The following is a 10,796-nucleotide window of genomic DNA, read 5'->3' as shown; positions in this document are numbered from 1 at the left end:
GACGACGTGCTCGCCACCGGGGGCCCTGCCGGTCCTGGGGCCTCGCCGCGCCGGGCTGCCGTCCGGCAGGCGTCTGAGCCGCTGCGGCCTCGGCGTCCGGCTTCTCGGATTGCGCGGCGTTGAGCGGCTGGGCCTCGTCTGGCAAGAGCACTCCTTCGAGTGGGCCCCTCCGGCCGGCAGGGGCGAGGAGGGGAATTCCGGCCCCCGATCAGGCCCGGGGTGCCCATGGTATCGACTCGACCGAGGTGGCCCTCGGTTCCCGGCGGGCATCGAACATAGCGCCGGGCGGGCCCCCGGTGTTCCCCGGGGGCCCGCCCGGCCCTGGATCGTGGCGTCGCCGTCCCGTCCGCCCGGCGGCGCCCGGCGTCGTCAGACGGTGATCAGCGCCTCCAGCGGGGCGCCGTCGAGGGCGCCCGCGAGGCGGGCGCGGCCGTCGAGGAAGGCCAGCTCCATCAGGACGGCGACCCCGGCGACCCGGGCCCCGGCCCGCCGGATGAGCTCCAGCGAGGCCTCGGCCGTGCCCCCGGTGGCGAGCACGTCGTCGATGACCATGACCCGGTCGCCGAGGGCCAGGTCCTCGGCGTGGATCTCGATCTCGGCGTGCCCGTACTCCAGCTCGTACGCCTGGGACAGCGTCGCGCCCGGCAGCTTTCCGGCCTTGCGCACGGGAACGAAGCCCAGCCCGGCCTCCACCGCGACCGGCGCGGCCAGGATGAAGCCCCGGGCCTCCAGCCCGACGACCTTGGTGGCGCCGTTGCGCCGGCACAGCTCGGCCAGGGCGCCGGTGAGCGCCCGGAAGGCGACCGGGTCGGCCAGCAGCGGGGTGATGTCCTTGAAGGTCACCCCGGGCTTGGGGTGGTCGGGCACGTCCCGGATGCGCCCGAGCAGCAGATCGCGGAGCTCCGGGTCCACGCTCACGGCGCTCATCGGTGCTGGCCCGGGGTCCGGCCGCGGCCGCGGGCCCGGCCCGGCTCCGCGGTGGCGGGCCCGGCGGACTGCCGGCCGAGGGCGCCCGCGGCGGTCGCCTCGTCCCGCGCGTCCTCGGGGTCGGCGCCCCGCGCCCCGTCCGTGCCGCCCTCGCTCTCGCCCTTGGCCGACGCGGCGGCGCGCTTCGCCCGCACCCGCTTGGCCAGCGCCTTCATCTGCGGCTCGCGCTCCTTGAGGTCCGCCACCAGCGGGGTGGCGATGAAGATCGAGGAGTAGGCGCCGGCGGCCAGGCCGACGAACAGCGAGAGCGAGATGTCGTTCAGCATGCCCGCGCCCAGGAAGCCGCCGCCGATGAAGAGCAGGCCGGCGACCGGGAGCAGGGCCACCACGGTGGTGTTGATGGAGCGCACCAGGGTGCTGTTGAGGCTGCGGTTGGCGATCTCGCTGTACGTCCAGCGGGTCTGCTTGGTGATGTCCTTCGACGCCTCCTTCAGACCGTCGAAGACGACGACGGTGTCGTAGAGGGAGTAGCCGAGGATCGTCAGCAGACCGATGACGGTGCCGGGGGTGACCTCGAAGCCCACCAGGGCGTAGACGCCGACGGTGATGGTGAGGTCGTGGATCAGGGCGATGAGGGCGGCCACCGCCATGCGCCACTCGAAGGCGATGGCGAGATAGACCACCACCAGGGCCATGAAGATGCCCAGGCCCAGCCAGGCCTTGTTGGCGATCTGCTCGCCCCAGCTGGGACCGACCAGCTCGGCGTTGATGTCCTTGGCCTGCATGCCGAAGTCCTTGGCCAGCTCCTGGCGGATCTGGTCGGACTTCTCGGTGTCGACGTCGCTGATCTGGATGCGCAGCGTGCCGTTGCCGAGCTTCTGGACGATGGCCGGGTGGCCGGAGGCCTCCTCGGCCTGCTCGCGGGCCTTGGCCTCGGAGACGGCGGTCTTCGGGGTGGTGAAGACCGCGCCGCCGGAGAACTCGATGCCCATGTTGAGGCCGCGGACACCGAGGCCGACGATCGCCGTGATCGTGATCAGGACAGAGATGCCGTACCAGATCATCCGCTTGCCGACGAAGTCGTAACCGACCTCACCGCGGTACAGCCGGGCGCCGATGTTGCCGAGTCGCGACATCTCACGCCTCCTTCGGGTCGGTGGGAACGGCGGTCGAGCGGCGGCCCCGGCGCAGCGGCGGGCGGGCGCCGAGCCGCTGGGGGTCGAGACCGGACCAGGGGTGGCCGTCGGCGAAGAACTTCCGCCGGGCCAGCAGCGTCATCAGCGGCTTGGTGAAGAAGAAGACCACGACGACGTCGAGGAGGGTGGTCAGGCCGAGCGTGAAGGCGAAGCCCTGGACCTTGCCGACGGTGACCACGAAGAGCACGGCCGCGGCGAGGAAGGACACGAAGTCGGAGACGAGGATGGTGCGCCGGGCGCGGGGCCAGCCGCGCTCGACCGCGGGGCGCAGGGTGCGGCCCTCGCGGATCTCGTCCCTTATGCGCTCGAAGTAGACGATGAAGGAGTCGGCGGTGATGCCGATCGCGACGATGGCGCCGCAGACGGCCGGCAGGTTCAGCGCGAAGCCGATGGCCGGGCCGAGCAGGGTCATGATCGTGTAGGTGAGGATCGCCGAGGCCAGCAGGGAGAGCAGGGCCACCAGGGCCAGGCCGCGGTAGTAGACCACCAGGTAGATCACCACGAGGGCGAGGCCGATGGCGCCGGCGATCAGGCCCGCCTTGAGCTGCTCCCCGCCGAGCGCGGCGGAGACGGTGGTGACGCTGGACTCCTCGAAGCTCAGCGGCAGGGCGCCGAAGGAGAGCATGTTGGCCAGGTCCTCGGCCTCCGGCTGCTGGAAGCCGCCGGAGATCTCGGCGTTGCCGCCGACGATCGGACCGTTGACGGAGGGCGCGGAGACGACCTGGCCGTCCAGCTCGATCGCGAACCGGTTCTGCGGGTCGGGCTGGGCCGCGAGCTTGCCGGTGACGTCGGCGAACTTCTTGGAGCCCTTGTCGTTGAAGTCGAGCTGGACGATCCAGCCGGCGCCGCGCTGGGTGTCGAGGCCGGCCTTGGCGTCGTCGACGTCCGTGCCCTCGACGGCGGCGGGGCCCAGGAGGTACTTCTCCGCGCCGTCCCGGCTGCACGCGACGGTGCTGTCACCGGGCTTGACGCCCTCGGCCGCCTTGAGGCGCTGCTCGGGCTGGGAGCAGTCGAGCTCGGTGAACTTCTTCTGGAGGTCGGCGGGGATGTTCGGCTGACCCGGCGGGGGCGGCGGGGTGGGCTGCGCGGCCGCCTTGGGGTCGGTCGAGGGCTTGCCCGAGGGGCTGCCCGACGGGGTGCCGGAGGCGTTGGCCGAGGGGGTGGCGGTGGCCTTCAGGGCGTCGGTGACGGCGCGGCCCTGGGTGGTCGCGGAGGGCGACGCGGAGCCGGAGGGCTTGGCGGAGGAGCCGGTGGAGCCCGGCGAGGCGGAGCCCGACGGGGTCGCGGAGGGGGCGCCGGAGGGCTTGCCCTGGTCCGCGCCGCTGGTGGCACCGGCGGAGGGCGCCGGCTCGGGGGCGCCCGCGGTGACGGCCAGCACGGGCCGGAAGAAGAGCTGGGCGGTGGTGCCGACCTGCTTGCGGGCCTGGTCCTCGTCGGTCCCCTTGGGGATGTTGACGATGATGTTCCGGTCGCCCTGGGTCTGCACCTCGGCCTCGGACACGCCCAGACCGTTGACCCGGCGGTCGATGATCGCGACCGCGGTGTTCATATTGGTCGGGTTGATCGCGTCCTTCTTGCCCGGCTGGTTCTTCGCCGTGAGCGTGATGCTCGTACCGCCCGCGAGGTCGATGCCCAGTCGCGGGGTGGTGTGCCCGGAGAGGAACATCCCCCCGGTCAGGGCCACCATCGCGATCAGGATCAGGGCCAGGACGCGCCCCGGCCGACCCTGGCCACCGGCGGACCTTCGGCCCTTCTTCGGTGCTGCCACCTTCTCGATTCTCCTGTCCAACCGTCCCGCCCCGGCTGTGCGCGGGCGGCCACGAAGTGTAGTGGGGCGCTGCCCCGCCGGAGCCCGGACCGTCCTGGGAGGACCGCGGAACCGCTCACGGCAATATCAAATTTCCTTGGAGAAGATATCGCCGAAAGCGGCCGCGGGCCGGTGGGGACTACTTCGTGCCGGTGTCGCCGTCGGTCTTCTTGCCGTCCTCGGCCGCGTCGGCCGGAGCGTCCTTCGCCTTCTTCGCCTCGGTTCCGGCGGCGCCCTTCGCGTCGGCCTTCTCGTCGGCGGACGCCTCCGGCTTGCCCAGGTCGATCCGGGGGCTGTCGGTGGCGGCCGGGTCGGCGGGGGCGATCGGGGCGGCCGGGGTCTCGTCGGTGGCGGTCAGCGACGACGCGTCGTCCGGCACCGCGACCTCGGCGTCGTCCCCACCGCCGTGGACGATCCGCTGGTACTCCTCGTCCTCGAGGACGGCACCGACGGAGTTCTTGGCGAACACGGCGTGGACGCCCGGGGCGACCTCGAGGAGGACGGTGTCGTGGTGGACCTCCTTGACCGTGGCGTACATGCCGCCGATCGTCCGGACACCGGTGCCCGGCTGCATCTGGTCGCGCATCTGGGCGGCCTGGCGCTGCTTGTTCTTGGCCGACCGGGTCATCAGGAACATGGCCCCGATGAGCACGATGAACGGGAGGAGAGTCACGATATTCACGGGACGGAGTTTCCTTCGCACGACCGCGGGGGGACGCGGCCTGGTCTACGGGGGTGGGCATACCGCCCTTGACGGACGGCATCGGCGGAGTCTAAGCGAGTCCGCGCCAATGGAACAACGCCCAGCATGGCACCGGGGTTCCTGAGCGGGCGAGCCCCCGCGCCGTCACACTCCGAACAGGCCCTGCTGCCCGGCGCCACCTCCGGCCCGTTCCGGGGGCGTGAGACCGAGGTGGGCCCAGGCGGCGGGAGTGGCGACGCGGCCCCGCGGGGTGCGGGCCAGCAGACCCTCGCGGACCAGGAAGGGCTCGGCCACCTCCTCCACCGTCTCCCGCTCCTCCCCCACGGCCACCGCCAGCGTGGAGAGCCCCACCGGGCCGCCGCCGAAGAGCTTGAGCAGCGCGCCGAGCACCGCGCGGTCGAGCCGGTCGAGACCGCGGCCGTCCACCTCGTACACCCCCAGGGCGGTGGCGGCCACCTCACGGGTGATCACGCCGTCCGCCTTGACCTGGGCGTAGTCCCGCACCCGGCGCAGCAGCCGGTTGGCGATCCGGGGGGTGCCCCGGGAGCGGCCGGCGATCTCCGCGGCGCCCTCGGGCTCGACCTCCACGTCCAGCAGCCGGGCCGAGCGGTGGATGACGCGCTCCAGCTCGGCCGGCTCGTAGAACTCCATGTGGCCGGTGAAGCCGAAGCGGTCGCGCAGGGGCGGCGGCAGCAGGCCGGCCCGGGTGGTGGCGCCGACCAGGGTGAAGGGCGGCAGCTCCAGGGGGATGGCGGTGGCGCCGGGGCCCTTGCCGACGATCACGTCGACCCGGAAGTCCTCCATCGCCATGTACAGCATCTCCTCGGCGGGCCGGGACATGCGGTGGATCTCGTCCAGGAAGAGGACCTCGCCCTCGGTGAGCGAGGAGAGGATGGCGGCGAGGTCGCCGGCGTGCTGGATCGCGGGGCCGGAGGTGATCCGGATGGGGGCGCCCATCTCGGCCGCGATGATCATGGAGAGGGTGGTCTTGCCCAGGCCGGGGGCGCCGGAGAGCAGGACGTGGTCGGCGGTGCCGCCGCGCTGGCGCGCCGCCCGCAGCACGAGGTCGAGCTGCTCGCGCACCCGCTCCTGGCCGATGAACTCGCCCAGGTCCTTGGGGCGCAGGGCCGCCTCGACGGCCTGGTCGTCGCCGTCGGCGAGGGCGCCGACGAGCCGGCCGTCCGGGGTCCCCTCGGTCGTCGGTCCCATGTCATCCCAGGTCACGGCTTCGGCCTCGCGTTTCGTGTGCGGTGTTCTGCGGGCGGTGGGGGCGTACGGGGCGCTCCGGCCCTCGGTGGTCCGGTCCTCGCCGGTGGCCCGGCCGCGCCCGCCCGCGCGGTCGGCTCGTCACGTCATCACCTCATCGCGCGCGGTTGAGCGTCTGCAGGGCGGCCCGCAGCAGCGCGCCCACCTGCGGGGTGCCGCCCTCGGCCAGGGCCGCCTCCGCCTGCGGGGTGACGGCCGCGATCGCCTCGTCGGCCTCGCGGGTGGCATAGCCGAGTCCGATGAGGGCGGCGTGCAGCTGGTCGCTCCAGCCGGCGGTGACGGGCGCGCCCACGCGCGCGGCGCCGCCGGTGCCGACCGGTGCGCCGAGCCGGTCCTTGAGCTCCAGCAGCAGCCGCTGGGCGCCCTTCTTGCCGATGCCGGGCACGGCCGTGAGCGCCTTCTCGTCGCCCTGGGCGACGGCGGTCCGCAGCGCGTCCGGCGCGTGCACGGCGAGCATCGCCTGCGCGAGCCGGGGCCCGACGCCGCTGGCGGTCTGGAGGAGTTCGAAGACCTGGCGCTCGTCGTCGTCGGCGAAGCCGTAGAGCGTGAGGGACTCCTCCCGCACGACGAGGGAGGTGGCGAGCCGGGCGTGCTGTCCGACCCGCAGACCGGAGAGGGTGTTCGGGGTGCACTGCACGGCCATGCCGATGCCGCCGACCTCGACGACGGCGGTGTCCGGGGCGAGCGCGGCGACGGGGCCGCTGACGAAGGCGATCACTGGGCCGATTCTCCAGGCTGGGACGGGGTGCGGGGCACGGCCCGGGGGGCCGCGCCGGCGAGCGGCCGGGCGGCGCTCGCGGGGGGTCGACGGGCCGCGGCGTGCGCCCGCTGGAGCCGGTTGAGAGCCGGCGCCCGCCAGATGTGACAGATGGCCAGCGCCAGGGCGTCGGCGGCGTCGGCCGGCCGGGGCGGCTCGGCCAGCCGCAGCAGCCGCGTCACCATCGCCTGGACCTGCGCCTTGTCGGCCCGGCCGGAGCCGGTGACGGCGGCCTTGACCTCGCTGGGCGTGTGCAGGGCCACCGGCAGTCCGCGCCGGGCGGCGCAGAGCATCGCCACCGCGCTGGCCTGCGCGGTGCCCATCACGGTGCGCACGTTGTGCTGGCTGAACACGCGCTCCACCGCCACGTATTCGGGCCGGTGCTCGTCCAGCCAGCGCTCCATGCCCTGCTCGACGAGGACCAGGCGGTCGGCCGTCTCGGCGTCGGCGGGCGTACGGATGACGCCGACCCCCCGCATCGTCAGGGGGCGGCCCGGCACGCCCTCGACCACGCCGATGCCGCACCGGGTCAGCCCCGGGTCCACCCCCAGCACGCGCATCGCGCCCCCTCCGCTCGGTCCTTCGGTCACCTGTTCCTGGAGGTTAGCGGGCGCCACCGACAACGCCGCACACGACCGACGGGCCGACGGGTGTGTCCCGTCGGCCCGTCGGTGTCACGGCCGTGGCGCTGCCGTGGCGCTGCCGTGTCGACGCGCCGCGCGGCACCGCCTGTTACGCGTCGACCTTCGCCATCACGTCGTCGGAGACGTCGAAGTTGGCGAAGACGTTCTGCACGTCGTCGCTGTCCTCCAGCGCGTCGATCAGCTTGAAGATCTTGCGCGCGCCCTCCTCGTCCAGCTCCACCTGCATGGTGGGGACGAAGTTGGCCTCGGCCGAGTCGTAGTCGATGCCGGCCTCCTGGAGCGCGGTGCGCACCGCGACCAGGTCCGTGGCCTCGCTGATGACCTCGAAGGTCTCCCCGAGGTCGTTGACCTCCTCGGCGCCCGCGTCCAGCACCGCGCCCAGCACGTCGTCCTCGGTGAGCTCGCCCTTGGGGACGATGACGACGCCCTTGCGGTTGAAGAGGTACGAGACGGAGCCGGGGTCGGCCATCGAACCGCCGTTGCGGGTCATCGCGACCCGCACGTCCGAGGCGGCGCGGTTGCGGTTGTCGGTGAGGCACTCGATGAGCACCGCGACACCGTTGGGGCCGTAGCCCTCGTACATGATCGTCTCGTAGTCGGCGCCGCCCGCCTCGAGACCCGCGCCGCGCTTGACCGCGCTGTCGATGTTCTTGTTGGGAACGGAGCTCTTCTTCGCCTTCTGGATGGCGTCGTAGAGGGTGGGGTTGCCGTCGGGGTCGGCACCCCCGGTGCGTGCCGCGACCTCGATGTTCTTGATCAGCTTGGCGAAGAGCTTGCCGCGCTTGGCATCGATCACGGCCTTCTTGTGCTTGGTGGTTGCCCACTTAGAGTGGCCGGACACAGCCTGGCTCCATTCAGTGACCCGACGAAAACGAACTTGGGAGATCCTACCGGGCCTCGCCCGGCGCCCCGCCCTGACCGGTGGCGCCGGCCGGCGCGCGCCGCTCGTCCGCCGCCCGCACCATGTCGACGAAGTACCGGTGCACCCGGTGGTCGCCGGTGAGCTCCGGGTGGAAGGACGTGGCGAGCGCGTTGCCCTGCCGTACGGCGACCATATGGCCTCCGTGCGTGGCGAGCACCTCGGCCCGGGCGCCCACGGACTCCACCCAGGGGGCGCGGATGAACACGCCCTCGACCGGGCCGCCGCCGACGCCGGCGATGTCGACCGCCGCCTCGAAGGACTCGTTCTGCCGCCCGAAGGCGTTGCGGCGCACGATCATGTCGATGCCGCCGACGGTCTCCTGGTCCTCGCGGCCGTCCAGGATCTTCTCCGCGAGCATGATCATACCGGCGCAGGTGCCGTAGACCGGCATGCCGGCCCGGACCCGCTCGCGCAGCGGCTCCAGCATGCCGAAGATGACCGCGAGCTTGGACATGGTCGTGGACTCGCCGCCGGGTATCACGAGGCCGTCGACCTCGGCGAGTTCCTCCGGCCGCCGCACGGGGCGGGCCAGGGCGTCGGCCTCGGCGAGGGCGACGAGGTGCTCGCGGACGTCGCCCTGGAGGGCGAGGACGCCGATGACGGGGGTGCTGCTGGACACGGGGTTGCCTCTCGGATCACTGGGGCGGGCGGACCGCGGACGGATACGGGTCACCAACGGCCGGGGCGGCCCACCGGAGATCGGCGGGCCGCCCGTCGGGGTCGTGAGCGGGCGGGCGCCGGCGCTCCCGGCGGTGTCCGCTGCCGCGCGGCGACTACCAGCCGCGGTTGGCGTAGCGCTCGGTCTCGGGGAGGGTGTCGCAGTTGATGCCGACCATGGCCTCGCCCAGGCCACGGGAGACGTCCGCGATCACCTTGGGGTCGTCGTAGAAGGTGGTGGCCTTCACGATGGCGGCGGCGCGCTGGGCCGGGTCGCCGGACTTGAAGATGCCGGAGCCGACGAAGACGCCCTCGGCGCCGAGCTGCATCATCAGCGCGGCGTCGGCCGGGGTGGCGACGCCACCGGCGGAGAACAGCACGACCGGCAGCTTGCCGAGCGTCGCGACCTCCTTGACCAGCTCGTACGGCGCCTGCAGGTTCTTCGCGGCGACGAACAGCTCCGTCTCGTCCAGGGTGGTCAGGCGGCGGATGTCGGCGCGGATCTGGCGCATGTGGCGCACGGCCTCGACGACGTTGCCGGTGCCGGCCTCGCCCTTGGAGCGGATCATGGCGGCGCCCTCGGCGATGCGGCGCAGGGCCTCGCCCAGATTGGTGGCACCGCAGACGAAGGGGGTGGTGAAGGCCCACTTGTCGCTGTGGTTGACCTCGTCGGCCGGGGTGAGGACCTCGGACTCGTCGATGTAGTCCACGCCGAGCGCCTGGAGGACCTGGGCCTCGACGAAGTGGCCGATGCGGGACTTGGCCATCACCGGGATGGAGACGGCGTTGATGATGCCCTCGATCATGTCGGGGTCCGACATCCGGGCCACGCCGCCGTCCTTGCGGATGTCGGCCGGGACCCGCTCGAGCGCCATGACGGCCACCGCACCGGCGTCCTCGGCGATCTTCGCCTGCTCCGGGGTGACGACATCCATGATCACGCCGCCCTTGAGCTGCTCGGCCATGCCGCGCTTGACGCGCGCCGTGCCGGTCTCGGAAGCGGTTGCGGACGTGCTGGGGGGCGTGGTGGACACGGTTTGACCTCACTCGATGACGAAACGTGCGACGAGCCCATCGTAGGCCCGTTCGATATGCGACCAGGACCGGCCATCCGGTCCAGGTGCGTGGGATTGGTACGCCATCACTGACAAAACCGGGCGTGCGGGTGCGGCGACAAGGGCCAATTTGACCCGAGTGGACCGCGACCGTGGGCGGCGGGCGGGGCGCGCGGGGGCGCGCGGTGGCCCGCCCCCGCGCGCCGGTTCCACGGAGTCGTGGTCGTGGTCGCCTCAGCGGCCCGCGCGCTCCACGAGGGCCGCCGGCGGCTCGTCGTCCATCTCGACGGCGAGCGGGAACGGGGCGTGCCCCGCCAGCCGGAACCAGCGCACCGTACGGTGGCGGCGCAGCGCCCGGGCCGCCCGTACGGCGTCGTTGTGGAACCGCCGGGCCATCGGCACCCGGCGTACGGCCGCGGCCAGTTCGCCCGCCGTCTCCTCGCCGCCCGGCGCCTGCAGCACGGCCTCCACCTGCGCGGGCTCCCCGAACACCGCCCGCAGCGCCTGGCTGAGCTCGCTCTCGGCGACCTCCCGCTGCTCCTCCTCCGCCTGCCGGGCCGCGTGCGCGGCCTGATAGAGCACGATCGAGGCGGCCGGGTCCAGCACGCCGGAGGTGGCCAGCTCCAGGGTGACCGAGGCCCGCCGCAGCAACTGGGCGTCGAGCGCGGCCCGGGCCGCGTCGATACGGGTGTGGAGCCGGTCCAGCCGCCCCGCGGTCCAGCTCAGATAGACCCCGATGAGGAGCAGCGCGACCGCGATCCAGATGAAGGTGCTCACGGCGGGTCACAGTACCGCCCGCCCCCCGCCTCCGGCGCGGGGCGGTATCCGGGGCCCACGCCCCCTCGCCGACGGCCTCCCCGCC

General features: G+C 73.1%; 11 protein-coding genes. All 11 read right to left on the bottom strand.

Annotated elements, in window-relative coordinates; genetic code table 11:
- Nucleotides 1-369: 369 nt before the first annotated feature.
- A complete protein-coding gene (locus ACSNOD_RS22175) occupies nt 370-927 on the bottom strand; it encodes an adenine phosphoribosyltransferase (RefSeq protein ID WP_436768762.1) in 558 nt (185 codons plus the stop codon).
- Nucleotides 924-2,063 (bottom strand): protein translocase subunit SecF, encoded by a 1,140-nt coding sequence (gene secF / locus ACSNOD_RS22170; protein ID WP_436768761.1) that lies wholly within the window; start codon nt 2,061-2,063, stop codon nt 924-926. The genes ACSNOD_RS22175 and secF overlap by 4 nt, the downstream gene beginning before the upstream one ends.
- Nucleotide 2,064: 1 nt before the next feature.
- Nucleotides 2,065-3,891 carry a protein translocase subunit SecD gene (gene secD, locus ACSNOD_RS22165; protein ID WP_436768760.1) on the bottom strand — a complete coding sequence of 609 codons (1,827 nt, stop codon included), beginning with the start codon at nt 3,889-3,891 and terminating at the stop codon, nt 2,065-2,067.
- Between the two features lie 178 nt (nt 3,892-4,069).
- On the bottom strand, nt 4,070-4,612 hold the full coding sequence (yajC, locus tag ACSNOD_RS22160; RefSeq protein ID WP_436768759.1) for a preprotein translocase subunit YajC: 543 nt from the start codon (nt 4,610-4,612) through the stop codon (nt 4,070-4,072).
- A 165-nt stretch (nt 4,613-4,777) separates the two neighbouring features.
- Complete coding sequence (gene ruvB, locus ACSNOD_RS22155) at nt 4,778-5,842, bottom strand: Holliday junction branch migration DNA helicase RuvB (RefSeq protein ID WP_436768758.1); 1,065 nt, start codon at nt 5,840-5,842, stop codon at nt 4,778-4,780.
- Nucleotides 5,843-5,993: 151 nt separating this feature from the next.
- On the bottom strand, nt 5,994-6,617 hold the full coding sequence (gene ruvA, locus ACSNOD_RS22150; RefSeq protein WP_436768757.1) for a Holliday junction branch migration protein RuvA: 624 nt from the start codon (nt 6,615-6,617) through the stop codon (nt 5,994-5,996).
- A complete protein-coding gene (gene ruvC / locus ACSNOD_RS22145) occupies nt 6,614-7,216 on the bottom strand; it encodes a crossover junction endodeoxyribonuclease RuvC (protein ID WP_436768763.1) in 603 nt (200 codons plus the stop codon). The genes ruvA and ruvC overlap by 4 nt, the downstream gene beginning before the upstream one ends.
- Before the next feature lie 172 nt (nt 7,217-7,388).
- Complete coding sequence (locus tag ACSNOD_RS22140) at nt 7,389-8,141, bottom strand: YebC/PmpR family DNA-binding transcriptional regulator (protein WP_436768756.1); 753 nt, start codon at nt 8,139-8,141, stop codon at nt 7,389-7,391.
- Nucleotides 8,142-8,187: 46 nt separating this feature from the next.
- Nucleotides 8,188-8,841 (bottom strand): pyridoxal 5'-phosphate synthase glutaminase subunit PdxT, encoded by a 654-nt coding sequence (pdxT, locus tag ACSNOD_RS22135; protein ID WP_436768755.1) that lies wholly within the window; start codon nt 8,839-8,841, stop codon nt 8,188-8,190.
- Between the two features lie 154 nt (nt 8,842-8,995).
- Nucleotides 8,996-9,913, bottom strand: a complete 918-nt coding sequence (pdxS, locus tag ACSNOD_RS22130) for a pyridoxal 5'-phosphate synthase lyase subunit PdxS (protein WP_436768754.1) — start codon at nt 9,911-9,913, stop codon at nt 8,996-8,998.
- Nucleotides 9,914-10,168: 255 nt separating this feature from the next.
- Nucleotides 10,169-10,711, bottom strand: a complete 543-nt coding sequence (locus tag ACSNOD_RS22125) for a hypothetical protein (RefSeq protein WP_436768753.1) — start codon at nt 10,709-10,711, stop codon at nt 10,169-10,171.
- Nucleotides 10,712-10,796 lie beyond the last annotated feature (85 nt).

This window comes from Streptomyces sp. URMC 123, from assembly GCF_051386515.1.
Taxonomy (GTDB): domain Bacteria; phylum Actinomycetota; class Actinomycetes; order Streptomycetales; family Streptomycetaceae; genus Streptomyces.
The sequence above is the reverse complement of the archived record's forward strand: the minus strand, read 5'-3'. Positions and strand labels throughout refer to the sequence as shown.